Source organism: Pseudomonas marginalis, from assembly GCF_024169655.1.
Lineage (GTDB): Bacteria > Pseudomonadota > Gammaproteobacteria > Pseudomonadales > Pseudomonadaceae > Aquipseudomonas > Aquipseudomonas paraveronii.
Genome location: NZ_JALJWV010000001.1, coordinates 2,661,341 through 2,685,461, shown reverse-complemented (window position 1 = coordinate 2,685,461; position 24,121 = coordinate 2,661,341). Strand labels below are relative to the sequence as shown.

The 24,121-nt window shown below is 61.4% G+C and carries 25 protein-coding genes and 1 pseudogene; 15 read left to right on the top strand and 11 right to left on the bottom strand.

Translation table 11 applies throughout. The features are described 5' to 3' along the window. Positions 1-6 precede the first annotated feature (6 nt). Positions 7-819: a class I SAM-dependent methyltransferase gene (locus J2Y83_RS12120; RefSeq protein ID WP_253395454.1), complete on the bottom strand. Its 813-nt coding sequence runs from the start codon at positions 817-819 to the stop codon at positions 7-9. A 3-nt stretch (positions 820-822) separates the two neighbouring features. On the opposite strand from J2Y83_RS12120, the gene J2Y83_RS12115 reads away from it, so the two are divergent. From J2Y83_RS12115 to J2Y83_RS12100, 4 genes and pseudogenes are all read left to right on the top strand, one after another. Beyond that, entirely contained in the window at positions 823-1,251 is a 429-nt protein-coding gene (locus J2Y83_RS12115; protein WP_307513315.1) for an NAD(P)H-dependent oxidoreductase, read from the top strand. A gap of 60 nt (positions 1,252-1,311) precedes the next feature. Beyond that, positions 1,312-1,563 (top strand): annotated as a pseudogene (locus J2Y83_RS12110) (site-specific integrase); the annotation flags it as partial. Between the two features lie 20 nt (positions 1,564-1,583). Further along, positions 1,584-3,170 carry an ABC-F family ATPase gene (locus tag J2Y83_RS12105; protein ID WP_253395450.1) on the top strand — a complete coding sequence of 529 codons (1,587 nt, stop codon included), beginning with the start codon at positions 1,584-1,586 and terminating at the stop codon, positions 3,168-3,170. Between the two features lie 164 nt (positions 3,171-3,334). Further along, positions 3,335-4,510 carry an MFS transporter gene (locus J2Y83_RS12100; protein WP_253395448.1) on the top strand — a complete coding sequence of 392 codons (1,176 nt, stop codon included), beginning with the start codon at positions 3,335-3,337 and terminating at the stop codon, positions 4,508-4,510. Here the strand turns inward: J2Y83_RS12100 and J2Y83_RS12095 are convergent. Further along, on the bottom strand, positions 4,504-5,541 hold the full coding sequence (locus J2Y83_RS12095) for an alpha/beta hydrolase family protein (protein WP_253395446.1): 1,038 nt from the start codon (positions 5,539-5,541) through the stop codon (positions 4,504-4,506). The two genes, J2Y83_RS12100 and J2Y83_RS12095, sit on opposite strands and share 7 nt — an antisense overlap. A gap of 229 nt (positions 5,542-5,770) precedes the next feature. Beyond that, complete coding sequence (locus tag J2Y83_RS12090) at positions 5,771-6,382, bottom strand: FMN-dependent NADH-azoreductase (RefSeq protein WP_253395444.1); 612 nt, start codon at positions 6,380-6,382, stop codon at positions 5,771-5,773. Positions 6,383-6,506: 124 nt separating this feature from the next. Between J2Y83_RS12090 and J2Y83_RS12085 the strand changes: the two genes are divergently transcribed. Both J2Y83_RS12085 and J2Y83_RS12080 read left to right on the top strand, forming a co-directional pair. After that, positions 6,507-7,415: a LysR substrate-binding domain-containing protein gene (locus J2Y83_RS12085; RefSeq protein ID WP_253395442.1), complete on the top strand. Its 909-nt coding sequence runs from the start codon at positions 6,507-6,509 to the stop codon at positions 7,413-7,415. Then, positions 7,412-7,768 (top strand): MmcQ/YjbR family DNA-binding protein, encoded by a 357-nt coding sequence (locus J2Y83_RS12080; protein WP_253395440.1) that lies wholly within the window; start codon positions 7,412-7,414, stop codon positions 7,766-7,768. Before J2Y83_RS12085 ends, J2Y83_RS12080 begins: the two co-directional genes overlap by 4 nt. Here the strand turns inward: J2Y83_RS12080 and J2Y83_RS12075 are convergent. Together J2Y83_RS12075 and J2Y83_RS12070 are read right to left on the bottom strand one after the other, a co-directional pair. Beyond that, a complete protein-coding gene (locus tag J2Y83_RS12075) occupies positions 7,757-8,140 on the bottom strand; it encodes a DUF1294 domain-containing protein (protein WP_253395438.1) in 384 nt (127 codons plus the stop codon). The genes J2Y83_RS12080 and J2Y83_RS12075 overlap by 12 nt on opposite strands. After that, on the bottom strand, positions 8,137-8,967 hold the full coding sequence (locus tag J2Y83_RS12070) for an undecaprenyl-diphosphate phosphatase (protein WP_253395436.1): 831 nt from the start codon (positions 8,965-8,967) through the stop codon (positions 8,137-8,139). Before J2Y83_RS12070 ends, J2Y83_RS12075 begins: the two co-directional genes overlap by 4 nt. A gap of 229 nt (positions 8,968-9,196) precedes the next feature. On the opposite strand from J2Y83_RS12070, the gene J2Y83_RS12065 reads away from it, so the two are divergent. From J2Y83_RS12065 to J2Y83_RS12055, 3 genes are all read left to right on the top strand, one after another. Further along, positions 9,197-10,831 carry a methyl-accepting chemotaxis protein gene (locus tag J2Y83_RS12065; protein ID WP_253395434.1) on the top strand — a complete coding sequence of 545 codons (1,635 nt, stop codon included), beginning with the start codon at positions 9,197-9,199 and terminating at the stop codon, positions 10,829-10,831. Between the two features lie 107 nt (positions 10,832-10,938). Further along, complete coding sequence (gene pnuC, locus J2Y83_RS12060; RefSeq protein ID WP_253395432.1) at positions 10,939-11,505, top strand: nicotinamide riboside transporter PnuC; 567 nt, start codon at positions 10,939-10,941, stop codon at positions 11,503-11,505. Next, positions 11,502-12,020: an AAA family ATPase gene (locus tag J2Y83_RS12055; protein WP_247396943.1), complete on the top strand. Its 519-nt coding sequence runs from the start codon at positions 11,502-11,504 to the stop codon at positions 12,018-12,020. The genes pnuC and J2Y83_RS12055 overlap by 4 nt, the downstream gene beginning before the upstream one ends. Positions 12,021-12,129: 109 nt before the next feature. Here the strand turns inward: J2Y83_RS12055 and ggt are convergent, their stop codons facing one another. Then, on the bottom strand, positions 12,130-13,854 hold the full coding sequence (gene ggt, locus J2Y83_RS12050) for a gamma-glutamyltransferase (protein ID WP_253395430.1): 1,725 nt from the start codon (positions 13,852-13,854) through the stop codon (positions 12,130-12,132). Positions 13,855-14,034: 180 nt separating this feature from the next. Here ggt and J2Y83_RS12045 point away from each other — a divergent pair, with 180 nt between their 5' ends. Then, positions 14,035-15,180, top strand: coding sequence for a MalY/PatB family protein (locus J2Y83_RS12045; protein ID WP_253395429.1), 1,146 nt, complete (start codon positions 14,035-14,037; stop codon positions 15,178-15,180). 54 nt (positions 15,181-15,234) lie between these two features. On the opposite strand, the gene J2Y83_RS12040 is transcribed toward J2Y83_RS12045, so the two are convergent. From J2Y83_RS12040 to J2Y83_RS12030, 3 genes are all read right to left on the bottom strand, one after another. Further along, a complete protein-coding gene (locus tag J2Y83_RS12040; protein WP_003173733.1) occupies positions 15,235-15,450 on the bottom strand; it encodes a TOBE domain-containing protein in 216 nt (71 codons plus the stop codon). 168 nt (positions 15,451-15,618) lie between these two features. Beyond that, on the bottom strand, positions 15,619-16,539 hold the full coding sequence (locus J2Y83_RS12035) for a FecR domain-containing protein (RefSeq protein ID WP_253395428.1): 921 nt from the start codon (positions 16,537-16,539) through the stop codon (positions 15,619-15,621). Beyond that, a complete protein-coding gene (locus J2Y83_RS12030) occupies positions 16,536-17,054 on the bottom strand; it encodes a sigma-70 family RNA polymerase sigma factor (protein WP_017847246.1) in 519 nt (172 codons plus the stop codon). The genes J2Y83_RS12035 and J2Y83_RS12030 overlap by 4 nt, the downstream gene beginning before the upstream one ends. Before the next feature lie 359 nt (positions 17,055-17,413). Here J2Y83_RS12030 and J2Y83_RS12025 point away from each other — a divergent pair, with 359 nt between their 5' ends. The 5 genes from J2Y83_RS12025 to J2Y83_RS12005 all read left to right on the top strand — a co-directional run bounded on the left by J2Y83_RS12025 (position 17,414) and on the right by J2Y83_RS12005 (position 22,322). Next, on the top strand, positions 17,414-18,664 hold the full coding sequence (locus J2Y83_RS12025; protein ID WP_253395427.1) for a ribonucleotide-diphosphate reductase subunit beta: 1,251 nt from the start codon (positions 17,414-17,416) through the stop codon (positions 18,662-18,664). A gap of 54 nt (positions 18,665-18,718) precedes the next feature. Next, positions 18,719-19,207, top strand: coding sequence for a DUF1289 domain-containing protein (locus J2Y83_RS12020; protein ID WP_253395426.1), 489 nt, complete (start codon positions 18,719-18,721; stop codon positions 19,205-19,207). Between the two features lie 424 nt (positions 19,208-19,631). Continuing rightward, entirely contained in the window at positions 19,632-20,558 is a 927-nt protein-coding gene (locus tag J2Y83_RS12015) for a class I SAM-dependent methyltransferase (RefSeq protein ID WP_253395425.1), read from the top strand. Positions 20,559-20,706: 148 nt separating this feature from the next. Then, a complete protein-coding gene (pcsA, locus tag J2Y83_RS12010; RefSeq protein WP_247406854.1) occupies positions 20,707-21,423 on the top strand; it encodes a phosphatidylcholine synthase in 717 nt (238 codons plus the stop codon). Between the two features lie 119 nt (positions 21,424-21,542). Then, positions 21,543-22,322 carry a TSUP family transporter gene (locus J2Y83_RS12005; protein WP_253395424.1) on the top strand — a complete coding sequence of 260 codons (780 nt, stop codon included), beginning with the start codon at positions 21,543-21,545 and terminating at the stop codon, positions 22,320-22,322. Here the strand turns inward: J2Y83_RS12005 and nudC are convergent. Both nudC and J2Y83_RS11995 read right to left on the bottom strand, forming a co-directional pair. Next, a complete protein-coding gene (gene nudC, locus J2Y83_RS12000; protein WP_253395422.1) occupies positions 22,290-23,123 on the bottom strand; it encodes an NAD(+) diphosphatase in 834 nt (277 codons plus the stop codon). The genes J2Y83_RS12005 and nudC overlap by 33 nt on opposite strands. A 5-nt stretch (positions 23,124-23,128) precedes the next feature. Continuing rightward, a complete protein-coding gene (locus tag J2Y83_RS11995; protein WP_253395420.1) occupies positions 23,129-23,941 on the bottom strand; it encodes a crotonase/enoyl-CoA hydratase family protein in 813 nt (270 codons plus the stop codon). Positions 23,942-24,121 lie beyond the last annotated feature (180 nt).

Genomic DNA, 24,121 nt, shown 5'->3' with positions numbered 1-24,121 from the left:
GACTCTTCAGGGAAGGCGTTTGGTCGCCGTCAGGGTAAAACACAGCGGCAACTGGGCCGCCTGCCCCTCATACTGGTCATAGAGTTCTTCGCGATTTGAATGCGGGTACTCTTGCAGATGACCGATCTGCAACCCCGCCGCAATCGCTGCGCTGACCACGCTGCCCAGGGTGTGTACAAACCAGTAGGACGTCGGCCCCTCGACAGCGCCCAGCCCTTCATAGACGATCGACTCTTGCAGCACAAAAGGCTCACGCTGGAAGTACGAACTGGCCGGCAGCAGCGGATTGGCCGCCAGTGGGTCGAACACTTCCAGGAACGGGTGGGTTTCGTACATCACCAGGGTGCCGCCGGGCTTCAGCGTTGTGGCGACCTGGCGCATGAACAGCGCTACATCCGGCATCCAGCCCAATACACCGATGGTGACCAGGGCGATATCGAAGCGTGCATGCAGGCGCTCGGGCAGATGGTGGATATCGGTTTCGATGAACTCCGGGCTGTGGGGTGAGAGCGCCGCCAGTTCCTGAGCCTGATCGAGAAAGGCGCGGGATTGGTCCACGCCGACGACCGTGCGCGCGCCCAGGCCAAATAACGACAAGCATTCGCGGCCGTTGTTACAGCACAATTGCACCACGTCCTTGCCGGCAACGCCGACGTCTCGCAGCAAGACGGTGAGGGTCGGGTCCAGGCACGAGAAACCCGGTTCGGCGACCGAGTCCAGCAGCGTCCTCCAGGTATCCGTGGCTTTGTGCAGCCGGGCGGATTCGTCCCAGGCGTCCTTGTTGCTGGCAATCGCCTGTTGGGCTGAGGGCATGTCCATTGCATCTCCAGAGAGTCAGTTACAGCGAGCTACCCTAGCGGCGCCATCAAAATACGGGATCTCACGGACACCCCGCTTACGTTCGTGACAGCCCCCTGGCTACAGGCTTACTTCACCCCCGAAACCCGACATTCGCCTGAAATGAAAGCGGTGTTACGGCTATCCGATGAGCTTGTGGCCGAGTTGCTGGAAACCGATCACGTGGTTATTTCAACGCCAGTCTACAACTATAACGTCCCAGCAGCGCTCAAGGCCTGGGTCGATCATGTGGTACGTAAAGGCCTGACCCTGGGTTTTCATACGACGGCACAAGCACGTCGCGCCTATTCCACATTTTCAACACTCAGGTTTCAACCGATCAAGCTCACCGTCAAGGGCGGCGATAAACGTTTCCTGAAAGGGTTACGTTGGTTTGCGCCAATCGCTAGCTAGTCCGAATCGGTTTGGCCCGCTCGCTCGGTGAGCAGATAAACCGATTGCCCCCCTCCCGCGCGGCAGTGGGTTCCAACACCGAAAGCATTGAACATCCGTCGTCGACTGCCATACAACTGTCGTCACACCTATGCGACAATATGCATTATGTCTGGCATGAACCCCGCCTTCATTTCCCAGCAGCTCGGCCATAGTGTGCAGATGCTGCTCTCGACTTATGCGCGCTGGATCAACTCAAGCTCGGACTGGAGCGAATCGGAAGCGCTCCAGATTGGCCCAAAATTGGTCACAGCTCAAATAAGCGCACCCTAAGCTATTGATAGGTAAAGTAATTGATCTCCACAGCTAACATCACCATGCAGTTCGGCGCCAAGCCGCTCTTCGAGAATGTCTCGGTCAAATTCGGCGCCGGTAACCGTTATGGTTTGATCGGTGCCAACGGTTGCGGCAAGTCGACCTTCATGAAAATCCTCGGTGGCGACCTTGAACCATCCGGCGGCCAGGTCATGCTGGAGCCGAATGTGCGCCTGGGTAAACTGCGCCAGGACCAGTTCGCCTACGAAGAATTCACCGTGCTCGACACCGTGATCATGGGCCACGAAGAGCTGTGGAGGGTCAAGGCCGAGCGCGACCGTATCTACTCGCTGCCGGAAATGAGCGAAGAAGATGGCATGGCCGTGGCCGAGCTGGAAACCGAGTTCGCCGAGATGGACGGCTACACCGCCGAATCCCGCGCCGGTGAACTGCTGCTGGGCCTGGGTATTCCCCTGGAGCAGCACTTCGGCCCGATGAGCGAAGTCTCCCCAGGCTGGAAACTGCGCGTGTTGCTGGCCCAGGCGCTGTTCTCCGACCCTGAAGTGCTGTTGCTCGACGAACCGACCAACCACCTGGACATCAACACCATCCGCTGGCTGGAAAACATCCTGACCCAGCGCTCCAGCCTGATGATCATCATCTCTCACGACCGTCACTTCCTGAACAGCGTGTGCACCCACATGGCTGACCTGGACTACGGCGAGCTGCGCCTGTTCCCGGGCAACTACGACGAATACATGACCGTGGCGACCCAGTCCCGCGAGCAACTGCTGTCGGACAACGCCAAGAAAAAGGCGCAGATCTCCGAATTGCAATCCTTCGTCAGCCGCTTCTCGGCCAACGCCTCGAAAGCCAAGCAGGCCACTTCCCGTGCCAAGGCGATCGACAAGATCCAGCTGGCCGAGGTCAAGCCTTCGAGCCGTGTGAGCCCGTTCATCCGTTTCGAACAAACCAAAAAGCTGCACCGCCAGGCGGTCATCGTCGATCGCATGGCCAAAGGCTTCGACGGCAAGCCGCTGTTCAAGGACTTCAGCTTCCAGGTTGAAGCCGGCGAGCGCGTGGCGATCATCGGCCCGAACGGTATCGGCAAGACCACCCTGCTGCGCACCCTGGTCAACGAACTGACGCCGGATGCCGGTAGCATCAAGTGGACCGACGCGGCCGAGCTGGGCTACTACGCCCAAGACCACGCCCACGACTTCGAAGACGACATGAGCCTGTTCGACTGGATGGGCCAGTGGACGCAGGGCGAGCAAGTGATCCGCGGCACCCTGGGCCGCATGCTGTTTTCCAACGACGAGATCCTCAAGTCGGTCAAGGTCATCTCCGGTGGTGAGCAAGGTCGCATGCTCTTCGGCAAGCTGATCCTGCAAAAGCCGAACGTGCTGATCATGGACGAACCGACCAACCACTTGGACATGGAATCCATCGAAGCGCTGAACCTGGCGTTGGAAAACTACCCGGGCACGCTGATCTTCGTCAGCCACGACCGTGAGTTCGTATCGTCCCTGGCCACCCGCATCATCGAGTTGAGCGCCAGCGGCGTGATCGACTTCAGCGGCACCTATGACGACTACCTGCGCACCCAAGGCGTGGTGTTTTAAGCACAGCGACTAGCTGTTAGCGCCAAGCGGCAAGAAAAAGCCCCGTCCACTGTGATGGGGCTTTTTGTATCTGTACGGGTCAGCCGGCTTAATACTTAGCCTGCTTTCTTTTCTCCCAAGCCCTTGCGATGATGCCCTCACCGCCCTCCCGCGAACGAGTGCTCATGTCTGCCGCCGCCCCCAGCTCAGTGTCGATCACCCTGCAGATCGTCTCCATCGTCTTCTATAGCTTCATCGCCTTTCTCTGCATCGGCCTACCGATCGCGGTGATCCCGGGCTATGTGCATGAGCAACTGGGCTTCAGTGCGGTGGTGGCCGGGATGACCATCGGTTCGCAATACCTGGCCACCCTACTCAGTCGCCCCATGTCCGGGCGCATGTCCGATACCGTGGGCACCAAACGTGCGATCGTGCTGGGCCTGGCGGGCATCCTGGTCAGCGGCGTATTGACGCTGCTTGCCACACTGCTGCAGAGCCTGCCGCTGTTGAGCCTGGGCATCCTGATCGTCGGTCGTTTGTTGCTTGGCGTGGCCCAGGGCCTGATCGGCGTAGGCACCATCAGTTGGTGCATGGGCCAGGTCGGCGCCGAGCACACGGCGCGCTCGATTTCCTGGAACGGCATCGCGTCCTACGGCGCCATCGCGATTGGCGCGCCGCTGGGGGTGGTGATGGTCGCCGAATATGGCTACAACAGCCTCGGCATCGCCCTGTCGGTGCTGGCGGCGTTGGGCTTGGTGCTGATCCGCAATAAACCATCAGTGCCGGTGGTGCGCGGTGAGCGCTTGCCGTTCTGGGCGGTGTTCGGCCGCATCGCACCGTTTGGCGCCAGCCTGTGCCTGGCATCCATCGGCTACGGCACCCTGACCACCTTTATCACCCTGTACTACCTCAATCGCGGCTGGGCAGGCGCGGCCTATTGCCTGACGGTATTTGGCGTGTGTTTCATCGTTTCGCGCCTGGTGTTTATCTCAGCCATCAGCCGCTTTGGCGGCTTCAGGGCAGCGATTGCCTGCATGGTCATCGAGACCCTGGGCCTGACGCTGTTGTGGCTCGCGCCGTCTACCGGCGTGGCGTTGGTCGGTGCAGGGCTGACCGGCTTCGGTTTATCCCTGGTGTACCCGGCGCTGGGTGTGGAAGCGATCAAGCAAGTGCCCAACAGCAGCCGTGGCGCGGGGCTGAGTGCCTACGCCGTGTTTTTCGACCTGGCCCTGGCGATTGCCGGGCCATTGATGGGCGCGGTGGCGTTGAACCTCGGCTACGGCTGGATCTTCTTCTGCGCGGCGCTGCTGTCGCTCACTGCGTTGGGCGTGACCTTGCTGCTCAAACGTCGCGCTTACTGATCCGCCGTTTGCAAGCCGGCACGGGTGGACCGCCCGAGGGTCTGAGTGAAAAAGCGCCCGGCTTCGGAGCTCAGATCGCGGTGAATGCCTTCGCGGTCGACGCCATCGGCATCGGTGCAGATCGCCGGCATCAGCGCCAGTTGAGCGCTGTCGCAGGGCGCCATGAACACGAAATGCCCGGCCCCGGCCAGCAGTTTGAAGTCCGGCGGCTCGGGCAGCTTGCGTGCCAAAGCAGCGGCGTTCTTGTCCACAGCCACCAGCTTGTCGCCATCACCGCTATAGAGCAGCACCGGCACGTGGACGTCGGCCAGGGTGTGGCGGCCGAACATCAAACTCAGCGGCGCCATCAACATCAACGCGTGAACGCGTGGATCGGCTTGTGGCTGCAGGTCATCACGGTCCACCACCAGCTCGCCGTTGGTGGTGCAGGCGTCGCGATCTTCCGGACGTTCCTGGCAATAGCGGCGCAGGCGCGCGAAATCGGGCTTGGCACCCGCCAGGATCAACGCGGTTTCGCCACCGGCCGAATAGCCGATGACACCTACCTGGTCGACGTTGACGAACGGTGACAGCATCGGGTCGCCCAGGGTCGCAGTGATCGCTTCGGAAATCTGGATCGGCCGCCCATACAAGTTGCTCACCGTGCCCAGGCGGCTGTGATCCTTGTAGTTGTCGCCGGGATGCAGCACCGCCACCACCACAAAACCCTTGCGCGCCAGGGAGGTCGCCAGGTCATGCAGGGCCAGCGGCGTACCGGTGTTGCCATGGGACAACATCAGCATCGGGAAACGGCCTATAGCGATCTTCGAATCTTCCGTCGCCGCCACATGATACCCACCCACCTGGGTGGTGTGCTCAGGGTCGGTAGACGGATAGAACGCGACGGCCTTCATCGGCTGTAGATCCAGCGGGTCGAGAAAACTCATGCGGTGAAAGCCCACACTCCAATGCGGGTGCGGCGCAGGGGCGGCGTGCACTGAAACCAGGCTGCCAAGCAGGGAAAGAACCAAAACAGCACAAAGACGCATCATGAGGATGTCCACCTTTGCTGCGCGATAACCGGCATGTCTATTTAAGATGTCCATGGTTCTGGGTACTCGCACCGAGTGATAAACCCATGCGTGCATAACCTGGGCCAAAGTAAAGACAGCGGGCCAACGAAAAAACTCCGTACTCCGGTCGCGTTCAGGCGAGCAGAATACAGAGTTTAGGCGCCCGGCTTCAGATTGAAACCGAGCAACAACGAAATTTACACAAGCCTTACGCGGCGGCGAACAATTGTTCGTTGATGACAACGTTGGCGTCGCTCAGGGACTTGCTACGGAACTCATCGCCATACGCCAGGCCGTGGGCGCGGACGAATTCGATGTCGGTGATACCGAGGAAGCCCAGCATCACTTTCAAGTATTCCTCGTGGGCCACGCCCGTTGCCTGGCCAACATGCAAGCCGCCGGAAGTGGAGACGATGATGACTTTCTTGTTGCCGCACAGGCCTTCCGGCCCGGCTTCGGTGTAGCGGAAGGTCTGACCGGCCACTGCAATGCGGTCGATCCAGGCTTTGAGCTGGGACGGGATGGTGAAGTTGTACATCGGCGCGGCCAGCACCACGGCGTCGGCGGCGAGGAATTCAGCCAGGGTCGCCGCGCTGAGGTCGGCTTCGCGCTGCTGCGCGGCGTCGCGCAATTCGGCTGGCGTGCCCAATGCAGCCAAGGTGGCGCCAGAGAAGTGGTTGATGCCTTCGTTGGCCAGGTCACGGTAAGTCACTTCCACACCCGGCTCGGCCGCTTGCCAGGCCTTGACCACGCCGGCACTGAGCTGGCGCGAAGCCGAGTTGTCGCCGAGGATGCTGGAATCGATATGCAACAGTTTCATGGGGAAGCTCCAAATAAGATCAGCGGTGCGGATTAGATGGTGTTAATCCTACGCATGAAACTAATAGCCGATAAGGTAGTTGAAATGCGATAGTTCGTCCTACTGACAGGACAATAGGCCGACCATGCAAGACCTCAATGACCTCTACTATTTCGCCAAAGTCGTGGAAGCCGGCGGCTTCGCGGCGGCCGGTCGCCTACTGGGGATTCCCAAATCGCGGCTGTCGCGACGGATCGCCGAGCTGGAAGAACGCCTTGGCGCGCGCCTGCTGCAGCGCACCACCCGGCAACTGACCCTGACCGCCGTCGGCGAGCGTTATCTGCGCCATTGCCAGGCGATGCTGCTGGAAGCGGAAATGGCCGATGAGGCGGTCGCCAGCATGTCCAGCGAACCCCGTGGGCGGCTGCGGGTGAGCTGCCCGGTGGGCTTGGCCCAGAACATCCTGCCGGAGCTAGTCGCCGGTTTTCTCGCTGCCCACCCCCTGGTCCAGATGGAAATGACCCTGGTCAACCGTCGGGTCGACCTGGTGGCCGAGGGCATTGACGTGGCGTTGCGCGTGCGCGAGCTCGGCGACGAAGACCCGCTGCTGGTCACCAAGCGCCTGCGCCAGGCCCAGACGCTGCTGGTCGCCAGCCCGGACCTCATGCGTGGCCGACAGGTCGACAACCTCGACGACCTCAAGCAATTGCCGGTGCTCGGCGCCCTGGAAGCCGACCGCATGGTCCACCTGCGCCTGCTCGACCCCCAAGGCAGCGCCGAAGACCTGGTGATGGAAGCCCGCCTGGGCATTGATGACTTCATCGTGCGCAAAGCCAGCGCACGCAAGGGCCTGGGCTTTACCGTGCTGCCGATGATGTATTGCGAAGAAGAACTGGCCAGCGGCCAACTGGTGCAACTGCTGCCGCAATGGTCGCTGCCGGGGGGCTGGTTGCAGGCCGTGTACCCGCATCGCCGTGGCGTGCTGCCGGCGATTCGCGCGTGGATCGATTACCTGGAAGAAGGCTTTAATAGCTGTGGAGACCGCCTGTTATGAACATGACCGAAGAACACGTCGCGCACTTCTGCCTGAGCCTGCCCGGCGCGCGGGAGGACTACAAATGGGGTGGCGTGCGGGTGTTTTCGATTGCCGGCAACAAGATGTTCGCCGTGCAGAATCTACGGGGCGACTCGTTGGCGTTCAAGGTCGACAAGGAACTGTTCCTGGGCCATGTGGACCGCCCGGGCATCCACCCGGCGCCGTACCTGGCGCGCGCGCAGTGGATCATCATGAACACGCCCTACCCGTTGGGCGCCGAGGAATTGCGTGGCCTGTTGCAGCGCTCCCACCAGTTGGTGGTGAGCAAATTGCCCAAGCGCACGCAGATCGGGTTGTTGCTAGAGGACTGACCACAGCGTGCCGCTGAGGAACATCTGGTCAAGCCAGAACACCTGGTGCAACAGCACGATCACCCAGAACAGCACCTGATAAGACACCTTGCGCGTCTTGTGCCGGAACACCTGCTGGGCAATCAGCGCCCCCGGCCATCCGCCCGCCAGCTCGACGGCGTGCAGGATGTTTTCCGGGATGCGCCGAGCATCGGTGCGCGCCTTGCGCTTGTCGCTCCAGTACAGGAAAAACGCGATCACGCTGACCACGCCATAGGCCACCAGCGGCATCACGGTCTCGCCGCGATGCCACACCAATACCGAGCCCACTAACGGCGCCGCGCATAACAGCGCAAAGATCAGCGCCTTCAGGCGCGGGTGCTGAATCATCATGCCTTGGCCGCAGCCCAGTCGATCCAGCCGAACTGCCAGGTCGCCAGGATCAGCAAGCCGAATGCAATCCGATACCAGGCAAACGCTGCGTAGCTATGGTTGGCGATGAACTTGAGCAGGCCCTTGACCGCAATCATCGCGAAGATGAACGAGGTAACAAACCCGAGGGCGAACACTGGCAGGTCCGCCGGCTGGAACAGGTCGCGGTACTTATAGCCCGAGTACACCGCCGCACCGACCATGGTCGGCATGGCCAGGAAGAACGAAAACTCGGTGGCGGTCTTGCGCGACAGGCCGAACAGCAGGCCGCCGATGATGGTCGAGCCCGAGCGCGAGGTGCCCGGAATCATCGCCAGGCACTGGGCAAAGCCAACCTTGAGCGCGTCCTTCCAGGTGATCTCATCGACGGTTTCGGCATGCACTTCATGCTGGCGACGCTCCGCCCACAACATCACGATGCCGCCCAACACCAATGCAGTGGCGACGGTGATCGGGTTGAACAGATAGTGGTGAATCAGGTCGGCGAAAATCACCCCCAGCACCACGGCCGGCAGGAACGCGATCAGCAGGTTGACGGTAAAGCGCTGCGCATTGCGCTGGGTCGGCAAGCCGGTGACCACGTCGAGGATCTTGCGCCGAAACTCCCAGACCACCGCCAGAATCGCGCCGAGCTGAATGATGATGTTGAACGCCATGGCGCGTTCGCCGCCAAAGTCGAGCAAGTCGGCGACGATAATCTGGTGGCCGGTACTGGAGATCGGCAGAAATTCAGTCAGCCCTTCTACCACGCCGAGTATCAACGCCTGTGCGGCGGTCCACAAATCCATACTTCCCCCAAAGGTCTTGCTCTACGACAAGCCTCGTTAGTCTTTTTAATGGTTCACTGACGATGAGCACGCTAAAGGCCCGGTGTTGATATTCAACGCCGGTCTGCAAAAATTCCGTGAAAAATCAGGCAGCACTCAGGTTTTTCGATTTCAGGCCGAAAGCCTATCAGACAAGGCGTAAAAGTCGATGCAACGCCGAGAATTATAAAAAGCACGGAGTGACAGGACGATGAACAGTTTGCGCAATATGTCGATCAGCCGCCGTCTTTGGTTGATCCTAGTAGTCGCCGTGCTGATGCTGTTGACCCTGGGTTTGCTGATGCTCCAGCAGATCCATGGCGACCTCTATCAAGCCAAACGCCTGCAGACCCAGCACGTCGTAGAGACCGCCAGTGGAATCCTGACGTTTTATCACAGCCTCGAAACCAGCGGCGCCATGACCCGTGAAGCGGCACAGAAACAAGCGCTGAGCGCGGTGCGCGGCCTGCGCTATAACCGTAATGAGTATTTCTGGATCAACGACCTGACGCCGGTGATGATCATGCACCCGGCCAACCCCAAGCTCGATGGTCAGAACCTCTCGTCGATTCGCGACCCGAACGGCTTTGCGATATTCAACGAGTTCGTGAGCCTGGCCAAGGCCAAGGGTGCCGGCAACATCAATTACAGCTGGCCGAAGCCGGGTGCTGAAGCGCCGGTGAAAAAAACCTCGTATATCCAGCTGTTCGAGCCATGGGGCTGGATCATCGGCTCCGGCGTGTATGTGGATGACGTGCAAGCCGAATTCAACGTGCAAGTGTGGAAAGCCTCAGGTATCGGCCTGGGCATCGCCGTGGTCATGGCCCTGCTGGTCTCGTTGATTGTGCGCAGCATCGTGCGCCCGCTGCAGGCGGCCGTGAGCGCCATGGCCAATATCGCCAGCGGCGAGAGCGACCTGACTCGCAGCCTCGACACCCATGGCCGCGACGAAGTCACCCAACTGTCCCAGCACTTCAACAACTTCACCGCCAAGCTGCGCCAGGTCGTCGGTCAGTTGCAGATGTGCGCCAATGCGCTGGGTCAGTCGTCCACGGAGATGGGCAATAACGCCAGCCAGGCCCATGACCGCAGCCAGCAACAATCGCAGCAGATGGAACTGGTGGCCACCGCGATCAATGAAGTCACCTACGGCGTGCAGGACGTGGCCAAGAACGCCGAGCACGCCGCCAGCGAAATGCGCGACGCCCAGGCCCAGGCCGAGCAAGGCCAAGTGAACATCGACAGCAGCTTGCAGCAGATCAACCAACTGTCCACCACCATCAGCCAGGCCGTGGAAGTGATTCGTACCCTGTCGAGCGAAAGCACGCAGATTGGTGGCGTACTCGAAGTGATCCGCTCCATTGCCGACCAGACCAACCTGCTCGCCCTCAACGCCGCCATCGAAGCCGCGCGTGCCGGTGAGCAAGGGCGCGGGTTTGCGGTGGTGGCGGACGAAGTGCGGCTGCTGGCCCAACGCACGCAGAAATCCACCGCTGAAATCCAGGCCATGATCGAGCGCCTGCAAGGTCACTCGGAAGCGGCGGTCAAGGTCATCAGCGACAGTCACAGCGCTTCGCAACTGACCATCGAACAGGCCGGCCAGGCCGGTGCCAGCCTCACCGCCATCGGCCAGGCCCTGCTCAATCTCAATGGCCTGAACGCCTCGATCGCCAGCGCCACTCTGCAACAGGCCCACGTGGTCGAGGACATCAACCAGAACGTGACCCAGGCCGCCGGGTTATCCCACAGCACCGCAGTCGCGGCGGAACAGTCCAGCGTGGCCAGCGCGCACTTGCGCGGGTTGAGCGAGCAACTCGACGGCCTGCTGCGTCAGTTCAAGATCTAGCGCTGCTCAACATGTGGGAGGGGGCAAGCCCCCTCCCACATTTGCCTTCCTGCGTTTTGAAGATTGGTTACAATCCCCGCCCTCTCCCTCTCTCCCAAGGAACCGCCATGTCCGGGCTTGAACTGTTCGCCGCCGCGCTGGGGGTGATCGCTGTCTGGCTGACGGTCAAACAAAACCCCTGGTGCTGGCCCATCGGCCTGGTCATGGTGCTGCTCTACACCTGGGTGTTCTACGACGTGAAACTCTATTCCGACATGCTGTTGCAGGTGGTCTATGCCGCCCTGCAAGTCTACGGCTGGTGGCAGTGGACCCGACGCGCCGGGGACATCAAGCCAGGGCGCCAAGTCACCAGCCTGGGCTGGCCCGCGATCATGACCAGCCTGGCTATCGGCGCAGTCGGCAGCCTGCTGCTCGGCGCCGCCATGGCCCACTGGACTGACGCGGCCCAACCCTGGCTCGACGCAGCCCTCACCGGCTTCAGCCTGGTGGCACAGATGTGGATGGCGCAAAAGCGCGTGCAGTGCTGGCCATTGTGGATTGCCGTGGATGTGATTTTCGTCGGGCTGTTCCTCTACAAAGGTCTCTACCTCACCGCCGCACTCTACGCGCTGTTCACCCTGATCGCCGTGCAGGGCTGGCGTGAATGGCGCGCCGATCCGGCGTTGCGCGCATGAAGGTGGTGGTATTGGCCGGCCCCGAATCCAGCGGCAAAAGCTGGCTGGCCGCGCAGTTGCAAGCGCACTTTGGCGGGCTGATGGTGGGCGAATACGTGCGGCACTTCATCGACCACCATCAGCGTGACACCACGCTGGCCGACATCCCGGCCATCGCCCGTGGTCAACTGGCCTGGGAAGATGCCGCCCGCGCCGAGCGCCCTGCGCTGCTGATCCTCGACACGCACCTGCTGACCAACAAACTCTGGAGCCAGACCCTGTTCGGCGACTACCCGACGTGGCTTGACGATGAACTGCTGGCCCGCCACTACGACTTGCACCTGTTGCTGTCCCCCGAAGACGTGGAATGGACGGCCGACGGACAGCGTTGCCAACCGGAATTGGCGGATCGTCGGGCGTTTTTCCAGGGCAGCCAGGATTGGATGCAGCAGCATCAACAGGCCGTGGTGGTGATCAGGGGAAATTGGGAAGAGCGCCGCGTCAAAGCCTTCGCGGCCGTCAAACAGATACTGTAGGAGCGAGCTTGCTCGCGAAAAACGCAAGAACACCGCGTTAATCCAGAACGCCCGCGTTATCGTTGACGCTCTTCGCGAGCAAGCTCGCTCCTACAGTGAGTTGCGGCGCTTAGTAGCCCAGCGACAGGCCGGTATTGCGACGCGGGTCATTCGCCCCGTAGAAACGGTTATTACCAACCGGCTTGCCACCCAATGACGGTGCGCCCACCAGGATCGCCGCCAAGTGGTTGGCATCCTGTGGCCCGGCGAACTTATGGCCCCAGCTTTCGAGGATTTTCTGGGTATCCGGGCTGACCGCGAAGGTCTCGAGGTTGGTGGTGTCCGGCATCCACTGCTGGTGGAAGCGCGGCGCGTCGACGGCCTCCTGGATGTTCATCTTGTAATCGATGACGTTGAGAATGGTCAGCAGGGTCGCCGTAATAATGCGACTGCCGCCCGGCGTGCCGACCACCATCACCGCCTTGCCATCCTTGGTCACGATAGTCGGGCTCATCGACGACAGCGGCGCCTTGCCCGGTGCGATGGCGTTGGCTTCACCCTGGACCAGCCCGTACATGTTCGGCACGCCGACCTTGACGGTGAAGTCGTCCATTTCATCGTTGAGGATCACCCCGGTTTTGCTCGCCATCACCCCGGCACCGAACCAGTCGTTGAGGGTGTAGGTCACCGAGACCGCGTTGCCCCACTTGTCGACGATGGAATAGTGCGTGGTGTTGTTGCCTTCATGGGGTGCTACACCCGGCTTGATCGCCTGGGAGTCGCCAGCCTTGTTCGGTTCGATCGCGTCACGCAGTTTCGTTGCGTAGTTTTTGTCCAGCAGGTGTTCGATCGGATTCTTGACGAAGTCCGGATCGCCGAGGTAGCTGTTGCGGTCCACATACGCGTGGCGCATGGCTTCGATCTGGTAGTGCAGGCCCTGGGCCGAGTGGTAGCCCAGGTCCGCCATCGGGTAACCTTCGAGGATGTTCATGATCTGGCAGATCACCACGCCACCGGAGCTCGGCGGTGGTGCCGAGACCACGTGGTAGCCACGGTAGTCGCACTCGATCGGCGCCAGTTCGCGGGTCTTGTATTTGTCGAGGTCGGCCTGGGTGATGATGCCTTTGCCGGCCTGGCTGGAATCCACCAGTGCCTTGGCAACCCAACCTTTATAGAAACCGTCACTGCCCTTGGCCGAGATTTCCTTGAGGGTCTTGGCCAGGTCTTTCTGCACCAGCTTCTGGCCGACCTGCAGCGGCTGGCCGTTGTGCAGGAAGATTGCGCGCAGGTCCTTGTCTTTTTCGAACTCGCCGGTGGCGGTGTGCAGCAGGTCGATATCGCCCTGCTCCAGCGCGAAGCCGTTTTCCGCCAGCTTGATCGCCGGAGCAATCACCTGGGCGCGCTTGAGGGTGCCGTATTTGCTCAGGGCCAGCTCCATGCCGGACACGGTGCCAGGGACGCCGACGGCCAGGTGGCCCTTGGCGCTCAGGCCTTCGACGACGTTGCCGGCCTTGTCCAGGTACATGTCGGCGGTGGCGGCCAGCGGGGCTTTTTCGCGGAAGTCGAGGAAGGTCTTGCGCCCGTCGGCCAGTTGCACGGTCATGAAGCCGCCGCCGCCCAGGTTACCCGCCGCCGGGTACACCACCGCCAGCGCATAGCCCACGGCCACGGCGGCATCCACCGCGTTGCCGCCGGCCTTGAGTACATCCACACCGACATGCGTGGCCAAATGCTGGGCCGTTACCACCATGCCATTTTCACCGGCCACCGGGGCCTGGGAGGCGGCTTGCACACCGCTGACCGTCAACACCAGGGCGGTGGCAATCAAAGTACGGCTGAAGGGTTGGTATTTCATCCTTGGCTACTCGGGTTATTGAGATGCACCAAAATAGCCCGACTTGGGTGCAATCCCCAGCGCAGTGGCGTTTTTATGACAGAACCTGTCGGTCACGGAACGATTCAGCGCTGGCCTCGACGGCCAATGGCGCTAGAATCGGCGCCATTCTTCACCTGACTCTCCGACACGAGCCTCCCCATGAGTTTTGATTTCGACACGATCCACCCACGCCTCGGCACCGGCAGTACCAAGTGGAGCCGTTACCCGCAAGACGTGTTGCCGATGTGGATCGCCGACATGGACATCGCCGCGCCACCCGCCGTGCTTCAGGCCCTGCACCAACGCCTCGACCAGCAGATTCTCGGCTACAGCGTGGCCGGCCCGGACGTGCGCGAGGCCATCGTCGCCGACCTGTGGGCCAAGTACGCCTGGCGTGTGCAGCCGGACGAGTTGCTGTTCCTGCCGGGCGTAGAACCCGGTTTCAACATGGCGCTGCATGCCTTTGTGCAGCCCGGCCAACCGGTGGTGCTGCAAACCCCCAACTATCGCCCGATTCGCCTGGCGCCCGGCAACTGGAACCTGCCGCGCATCGAAGTGCCGTTCGAGCTGATCAACGCTGAGTACATCACGCCAATGCCGCTGCTGCGCCAGGCGCTGACAGGGGCCGGCGCATTGTTGCTGAGCAACCCGCATAACCCGATGGGCAAAGTCTTCCCGCGCGAAGAACTGCTGGCCGTGGCCAACGCCTGCCTGGAACAGGGCGCGCTGATCATCAGCGATGAAATCCACGCCGAGTTGTGCTTCGACGGTCGTCGCCATATCCCCACCGCCAGCCTCAGCCCGGAAATCGCGCAGCGCACCATCACCCTGATGTCCGCGAGCAAGGCCTACAACGTAGCCGGCTTGAAGACCTGTTTTGCCGTGGTGCAAAACGCCGAAGTGCGCGAGCGCTTCAACCAGGCGCGCTGCGGCATGGTCGACAGCGTCAGCCCCCTGGGCCTGGAAGCCACCCGCGCGGCCTACAGCCAGTGCAGCGAATGGCTCGAGGCGTTGGTGCAGTACCTGCAAGCCAACCGCGACTACCTGCTCGACGCGGTAAAAAGCCGCCTGCCCGGCGTGGTCATGCACGCGCCCCAAGGCACCTTTCTGGCGTGGCTGGATTGCAGCACCCTGGGCCTGGACGACCCGCAGCAGTTCTTCCTTGAACAGGCCAAGGTCGGTCTGAGCGCGGGGATTGAATTCGGCGATGACAGCCAGCAGTTCGTGCGCCTGAACTTCGGCTGCCCGCGGGCGTTGCTGGAAGAGGGTCTGCAGCGGATGGAACGTGCGCTGCGCCAGCGCTAGGGCGCGGCCTCGGCAGAATGCATGTGGGAGCGGCGCTCCCACATCAAGTCGGTGTCACAGTTTGGCGATCGATACTTCGGTGGACTTCACAAACGCAATCACTTCGCTGCCGACTTTCAATTCCAGGTCACGCACCGAACGGGTGGTGATCACCGAGGTGACGATGCCGGACGCAGTTTGCACGTCGATTTCGGACACCACTTCCCCCAGCAGAATTTCTTTGATCACGCCCTTGAACTGGTTGCGCACGTTGATCGCTTTAATAGTCATGTCGGCTTTCCTTCTGGCTGTTGGGTCAATCCGCACGAATGCGCAGGCACTCAAAATGCGCCGCCCCAGCAGACATTAAAAGGAATATATAAGCATTTATTTAGACGATACAGATATATACAAGCACTGGCCTTGCCGATCCTGGAAGGTGTGGTACGTACATCCGATCTAGGCCGGCGCTTTATCCAACGTCACCCAATACCGCGTCCGCGCCTGCACTTCGAGCCCCAGGCTCGAAGCCAGCAACTTGAGGATGCGGTCGGTGTCATCCAGGCGAAAACTGCCCGTCACCCGCAACGTCTCCAGGTTCGGCGCCCAGCGCAACACGCCTGGACGATAGCGCGCCAGCTCGCGCAGAAAGTCCCCCAGTGCCTGGTTCTGTGCGGTCAGCACACCGTCGCGCCAGCCCAGTTGCAGCACATCGAACGGCACCCACGCGCCGAGCCCGCCGGCGCTCAATGGCGCTTGCTGGCCGCCCTGCAACGTCGCCAGTTGCCCGTTCACGTCGCGCACCTGCACACGGCCCTTGAGCACCGACACCCGGCAGCCGGCGGCCAGTTGGCGCACGCACACCTCGGCCTGACTGACCAATACTTCGCCGTAGCGCGTGCGTAGCGTCATCGCGTGTGCGCCCGGCACGTTCAGCGCCAGTTCGCCGTCCACCAGCGTGATGCGCCGTTGCGCCGGGTCCATATCCACGGCCGTGGCGGTATTCAGTTGTAGGCTGCCGCCCTCGGCCAACGGCAGGCGTCTGCGCTCGCCGGTGGCGGTGTGCAGGTCGGCGCGCCAACTATCTATAGGTAACTGGCGACTGATCAACCACGCCGCCGGCACCAGCGCCGCCACGCCCAACGCCCGCTTGAGCAACGCCCGCCGCCCCGCTTGCGGGCGGTCGAGGCTGGCCATCGCCAACGCCTGGGGCAACTCGCTGAAACGCTGGCGCAGCGCTTGGGCTTTCTGCCAGGTGTGTTCGTGTTGCGGATGACTGTCGCGCCAGTACTGCAACGCCGCGTGATCGCGGTCAGTGGCCGCGCCCGACTCGAGCAGCGCCAGCCATTGGGCGGCTGCGCGCGCAACCTCACGGCTCACAGGTCCACCAGCAGGCAATGTTCATAGGCTTGCGCCATGTAACGCTTGACCGTGCGTTCCGACACCTCAAGCCGCTCGGCAATCTCTCGATAGCCCAGGCCCTCCAGCTGACTCCAGAGAAACGCCCGGCGCACCAGTGCAGGCAAGCCGTCGAGCAATTCATCCAGGGCTTGCAGGGTTTCCAACACCAGCCAGCGCTGCTCGGGAGATGGCACGCAGGCTGGCGGCAGGTTGCCAAGAGCCGTCAGATAAGCCTGCTCAAGGCTGCGTCGCTGATGAAAATTGACCAGCAGGCGCTTGCCCACCGTCACCAGGTAGGCCCGCGGTTCCTGCATCTGCGCGAGCGGCTGGGCGCTGGCGAGCACCCGCACGAAAGTGTCCTGGCTCAGGTCAGCCGCGTCCCAGGCATTGCCCAGGCGCCGCCGCAGCCAGCTTTCCAGCCAACTGCGATGGTCGCGATACAGGCTCGACAACGTCGGTTCGGCGGCGTGCGAAGGGACAACAGCATCATTCATGGCAAGCAACCTGCGCAGCGCGATTGAGTCTCAAATGAGATTAATTCTAATTAATATCGCGACGAGACACCATGATCTTTTCAACTGGGTGTTTATGCGGCCAACGAAAGCCAGCGAACCCAGGCGTTGTTACCAAAGGCACGCCTGGCAGCGACCTAAAACCGCACACGTTGTCCGTTGACCATGCTGATCACACCCCATATAGTGTGCCAACACCAACAAACAACCACTACATAGTGTGCGAACTCGTAAAATGCTGACCACACTATGCGCAGTATTTCAATGCCTTGAAGCCTGCAAATCACCTATTTTTAGACGGGGTCACACGCCGTCAGCACAGACCAGGAAGGAGTATTTCAATGCTGAGTTGGGATGAAGTCGACAACGAAGACACCGGTGCAGCGGTGATCAGAGGCGCCAACGCCGGCCACGCCACCGAAGCCAACATGGACCGCCTCGACGGTGCCGGCGCCGCCGCTGCCATCGAAGCCCGCGCCGTCACCGCCAACGACTCCGCCGCGATCATCCGCGCCAAGGCCGCTCTCGACAAACTCGACATCGCCGAAGGCCTCGCCGAGCTCGAAGGCGCCTCCGCCCGTGTCGCCGTTGACGAAAAGCGCATGATCAACTGCCGCGCCGACCTCAACCAACTTGTGCCCTTCAAGTACGACTGGGCCTGGCAGAAATACCTCGACGGCTGCGCCAACCACTGGATGCCGCAAGAGGTCAACATGACCGCCGACATCGCCCTGTGGAAAGACCCCGATGGCCTGACCGACGACGAACGCCGCATCGTCATGCGCAACCTCGGCTTCTTCTCCACCGCCGACTCGCTGGTCGCCAACAACCTGGTCCTGGCCGTGTACCGCCTGATCACCAACCCGGAGTGCCGCCAGTACATCCTGCGCCAGGCCTTCGAAGAAGCGATCCACACCCACGCCTACCAGTACTGCATCGAATCGCTGGCGATGGATGAAGGCGAGATCTTCAACATGTACCACGAGATCCCATCGGTCGCGAAAAAAGCCGCCTGGGGCCTCAAATACACGCGCTCCATCTCCGATCCGAAATTCGAAACCGGCACCGTCGACACCGACAAAGAACTGCTGCGCAACCTGGTCGCCTACTACTGCGTCCTCGAAGGCATCTTCTTCTACTGCGGCTTCACCCAGATCCTGTCCATGGGCCGCCGCAACAAAATGACCGGCGTGGCCGAGCAGTTCCAGTACATCCTGCGCGATGAGTCGATGCACCTGAACTTCGGGATCGACGTGATCAACCAGATCAAAATCGAAAACCCACACCTGTGGGACGCCGAGATGAAGGAAGAAGCGACCCAGATGATCCTGCAAGGGACGCAACTGGAGATCGAATACGCACGCGACACCATGCCACGCGGTGTACTCGGCATGAATGCGGCGATGATGGAGGACTACCTCAAGTTCATCGCTAACCGTCGTCTGTCGCAGATTGGCTTGAAGGAAGAGTATCCAGGGACGACCAACCCGTTCCCGTGGATGAGCGAGATTATGGATTTGAAGAAAGAGAAGAACTTCTTCGAGACCCGTGTGATCGAGTATCAGACTGGCGGTGCGTTGAGCTGGGATTGATTGAAAAAACGGCCCCTTCAGGGGCCGTGTTGTTTCACCTGCCGATGTTTTTTTATGCCCAATCAAACCATCAAGACCCCCTGCGTCGGCCTGTGCTCCACCGTTTACGGTGACTTGGTCTGCCGCGGGTGCAAGCGTTATCACCATGAAGTCATCCAGTGGAATGGCTACAACACAGAGGAAAAGCACGCCGTGTGGTTGCGCCTTGAGCAACTGCTGGTGCAGGTGATGGCCTCCAAGCTGGACGTGTTCGACCCACAGCGCCTGCGCCAGCAACTGGAAAGCCGCAAGATTCGCTTTATGCCGCACCAGTCGCCGTATTGCTGGGCCTACCAGTTGATTGCCCGGGGTGCGCGGGTGATTTCCAAGCTGGATGCGTATGGCCTGGTGCTGCTGCCGGAGTTTCGCGAGCACAGCCTGGCGGATTTGCGCGATGGGATTGACCGCGAGTTTTTCCTGCTGTCCGAGGCGCATTACCAGCGGTATATCTCCCCCGTGTTCTTGAAAGAGGCCTTTGGGCCAGCCCTGATCGCCACGCTCTAAAACACACCACAAACCTAAAATGTGGGAGGGGGCTTGCCCCCTCCCACATTTAGACTCAGGAAGCTGCGCGATCCGCCTGTAAGCCATAGCGCTCAATAGCCTGCTGGCATACCTGCCGATCCAGACCGCCCTGCTCCGCCAACGCCGTCGGTGCCGCCATTCGTCCTGCTCGACTTGATCACCAGCGAGCTGATCGGTTGTGGTGTGATTCACTGCACTCGCAAAACCATTCATGGGCACCTCCAGGCTTTTTTTCAGTTTATGTCGATGGCTGAGGTTTTTTTGCCTGATGCAAGGCGCGACAAAGCGTATTTTGAGCATGAATCACTGCCAATCAGACGTTTCCCTGCACGTTGCGCTCCACCCCCCCGAAACCCCGCCATTGTGTTTAAAATGCCGCCCGCTCAATGAACGACGCTCAACGATGAACCCAGACGCCCTCGCCACACTGCACGCCCACCTGCTGACCGCCCTGGCCAACGCACCGACTGAAACCCGGCGCCTGTTCCACGGGCGCGGCCGTTGCTGGCCGGGCCTAGAGCAACTGACCGTGGACTGGTTGCAGGGCGTGGTGCTGGTCGCGCTGTTCAAGGAACCGGAAGCAACGCAACTGGAAGCGCTGAAACAGCTGCTGGTTCAGTTCGAATGGGCGCAGTACGGCGCCCACACGGTCGCCCTGCAACACCGCTACCTGCCGCAAAGCACCACCGAGTGGCTGGTGGGCGACGCCATCGATGAGCTGACCATTACCGAAGGCGGCCTGCGCTACCTGATCGACCTCGGTAAAAAACAGAACAGCGGGCTGTTTCTCGACATGCGCTACGGCCGCAACTGGGTGCGCGAACAGGCCAACGGGCTGCGGGTACTCAACCTGTTCGCCTACACCTGTGGTTTTTCCGTGGCGGCCATCGAAGGCGGCGCCGAGCATGTGGTGAACCTGGACATGGCCCGCGGTGCCCTGAGCCGCGGTCGCGACAACCATCGCCTGAATGGTCATGATCTGAGCAGCGTGACCTTTCTTGGCCATGATTTGTTCAAGTCCTGGGCCAAGGTCATCCACAACGGCCCTTATGATCTGGTGATCATCGATCCGCCGTCCTTCCAGAAAGGCAGTTTCCTGCTGACCAAGGATTACCAGCGCGTGCTGCGCCGCCTGCCGGAGTTGCTCACGCCACAAGGCACGGTGCTGGCGTGCATGAATGACCCGGCGTTTGGCGAGGACTTCCTGATCGACGGCGTCACCCGCGAAGCACCGGGCCTGCGCTTTGTCGAACGGCTGGAAAACCCGCCGGAATTCCCGGATATCGATCGGCAAAGTGGCTTGAAAGCCTTGGTATTCCGCCAGGGCTGATGCCGAAACTTCCCACGCTTGCTACGCTAAGCAATTACCGGGGTGGTGAACCTTATCCCCCCCTTCCCGGTCGATACCTGCATTCCCTGGCCAGACTCGACGCTGTCACAGCGTCGGCTGCCCCGTTTCACCCTTTGGAGAACCGCCCGTGATATCGACCCTGCATGTAGCCAGACTGAAAGCCTGGGGCGCCCACGGCTTTACTGCCACCGGTGTGGTATTGGCCTTCCTCGCCACACTGGCGCTGCTGGAAAATTCGCCCAAGGCGTGCCTGCTGTGGCTGGGCCTGGCGTTGGTGGTCGATGGCGTCGACGGTTCCCTGGCCCGCCGCGTGAATGTCAGCACGGTGCTGCCTAGCTTTGACGGCTCGGTGCTGGACCTGGTGATCGATTACCTGACCTACGTGTTTATTCCGGCACTGTTTATCTACCGCTATATCGACCTGCCGGACTTTACCCACCTGTTCACGGTGTCGGTGATTTTGGTGTCGTCGCTGTTCTGTTTCTGCAACGTGAACATGAAAAGCAAGGACAACTACTTCGTCGGCTTCCCCGCCGCCTGGAACGTGGTTGCCCTCTGCGTGTATATCATCCAGCCCGCCGCGTGGGTGACGTTGCTGACGGTGATTGGCCTGGCGCTGCTGACCGTGACGCCGATGAAGTTCCTGCACCCGTTCCGGGTCAAGCGCTTCATGCCGATCAACATCGCGGTGACCACGATCTGGTTGCTGTGCAGCTTTTTGATGGTGGTGGATTACCCGAACACCAACCCGTGGACGTTTGGGTTGTGGTCGCTGATGTCGGCGTACTTCCTCGGGATCTGCATCTGGCGCACCGCGCTGGAGTGGCTGGGCACCCACAAATAGCCAGGCCGGCACTGTTTGAATGTGGGAGCAAGCCCCCTCCCACATTTGGAGCTGCGTACATCAGGCAGGTAAGATGGCGGCCTCTCGCATAGCGCCCTGCCAACTATAAGCCCTGCCAAATGCCCTTCGAACTCAGCGTAGACCTCACCACCCTCGGCATCCTGGCCGTCGTCGCGTTCATCGCCGGCTTCATCGACGCCATCGCCGGCGGTGGCGGCTTGCTCACCACCCCGGCCCTGCTCACGGCCGGCATGCCGCCCCACCTGGTGCTGGGCACCAACAAACTCAGCTCCACCTTCGGCTCAGCCACCGCCAGCTTCACGTTCTACCGGCGCAAGCTGTTTCACCCGCGTCAGTGGGTACATGCCATCGTCGGTACGTTTGTCGGCGCCCTGGCCGGCGCCATCGTCGCCCACTACCTGCCCGCCGAAACCCTGAACAAGATGCTCCCGGTGATCGTCTTCGGTTGTGGCCTGTATTTGTTGTTCGGCGGTACGCCCAAGGCGCCGCTGGAGGGCGACGCTCCGATCAAGAAGAAATGGCAAGCCACCCAAGGCTTCGGCCTGGGCTTCTACGATGGCGTAGCCGGCCCCGGCACTGGCGCGTTCTGGACGGTGAGCACGATGCTGCTGCACCCCATCGATCTGGTCAAAGCCAGCGGCGTGGCGCGCAGCATGAACTTCGTCAGCAACGCGGCGGCGCTGTCGGTGTTTATCATCAACGGCTCGGTGGACTGGATCGTCGGGCTGGCCATGGGCGTTTCGGTGATGGGCGGCGCGTTCTTTGGCGCACGCAGCGCAATCAGCGGCGGCGCCAAGTTCATTCGCCCGGTGTTTATCACCGTGGTCCTCGGCCTGACGGTGCGCCTAGCCTGGCAACACTGGTTCAGCGTGGCCTAAGCGGCGGGCCACGTAGAGGTCGATCAGGTAACGCGCAATCGAGCGTGACGCCGGCAACGGCGGCAGGTCGTGGATGTTGAACCACTGCGCGTCCTCGATCTCATCGGCCTGGGGCACGATATCGCCACCGGCGTACTCGGCATGGAAACCCAGCATCATCGAATGCGGAAACGGCCAGCACTGGCTGCCCATGTACTGGATATTCCTGACCTCTACCTGCACTTCTTCGCGCACCTCGCGGATCAGGCAGTCTTCGGCCGATTCGCCCGGCTCGGCAAACCCCGCCAGCGTGCTGTAGACCCCGGGGACAAAGCGCGGCGAACGCGCCAGCAGGACCTCATCGCCACGGGTCACCAGCACAATCATGCTCGGCGAGATGCGCGGGTAGCTGCGCAAGTCACAGGCCTCGCAGAACATCGCCCGCTCCCGGGGCACCTGGACCATGGCCTGGCCGCAACTGCCACAAAAACGATGCTCCCGCGCCCAGGTGCCGATCTGCGCGGCGTAGCCCAGCACTTTGTACACGGTGTGATCACCTTGCAGCAGAAAACCGCGCAGGCCTTGCCAACTGCAACCAGGCACGGCGCTGGCGGCGTTGAGTTCCAGCAGGTACACCGGCTCGCCGTCGAGATGGCCAATGCCGTGTTCGGCGAACACCGACAGGTCCTGGCGCTTGAGCCATTCGCGCGGGAACAGCGGGCCATTGCCGTCGTGTAAAAAGCCCTCGCGGCTACGGGCGACGGCCCAGCCGCCGGGGGTTTGGTTGTCCAGCAGTGTGGTGGTAATCCAGCCTGGGGTCATGTCAGTCAATCCACGAATTCGGGTTTCTGCTTGCTCATATGGGCCGCGATGGCCACGCGCAGGTCGTTGGATTGCAACATAGCCGCGTTCCAGGTGGCAACGTATTCCAAACCATCATTGACTGTATGGTCACGCATGTAGCTGATCATGGCCTTGGTGCCGGTCACGGCAATCGGCGACTTGGCGGCGATTTCCTGGGCGATTTCCAGTACCCCGGCCAACAGGCTTTCCTGATCGGGGTACACGCGATTGACCAGGCCGATGCTGCGCGCTTGCTCGGCGCCGAACTGGCGGCCGGTGTAGGCCAGCTCGCGCAGCATGCCATCGCCGATGATGCGCGGCAGGCGCTGCAGGGTGCCGACGTCGGCGGCCATGCCGATGTCGACTTCCTTGATGGAGAACTGTGCGTCTTCGGCGGCGTAGCGCATGTCGCAGGCGCTGATCAGGTCGATGGCGCCGCCGATGCAGTAGCCCTGGATCGCCGCCAGCACCGGCTTGCGGCAGTTGTCGACGGCGTTGAACGAGGCTTGCAGTTCGAGGATCTTGCGCCGCAGCAAGCGTGCGTTGCGGCCCACGTCCTTACCGAAATCGTTGGCCACCGAGGCCAGCATCATCAGGTCGATGCCGGACGAGAAATGCTTGCCGGCACCGCTGAGTACCACGGCACGCACGGCGTCGGTGTCGTCGACCCACTGGAAGATATCGATGATCTCGGTCCAGAACGCCGCGTTCATCGCGTTGATCTTCTCCGGCCGATTGATCTGCACATGGGCAACGCTGCCAATGAGTTCGACGACGAAGGCTTGGTATTCGGACATGGCAGTGATCCCTGACTGGAGAGTGATAAGGCCCGAACTATAACAAGGGTGAGCAACGGCGCATCAGCCAAAAACGGGACTGGCAACAATCCTCCACGACGTGGTGCCAGCCTTGAAAACGCTGGATAAAAACCGCTTCAGGCGCCATCCTTCGCGCTTTAAGCCGCTGCCGCAGCGGCG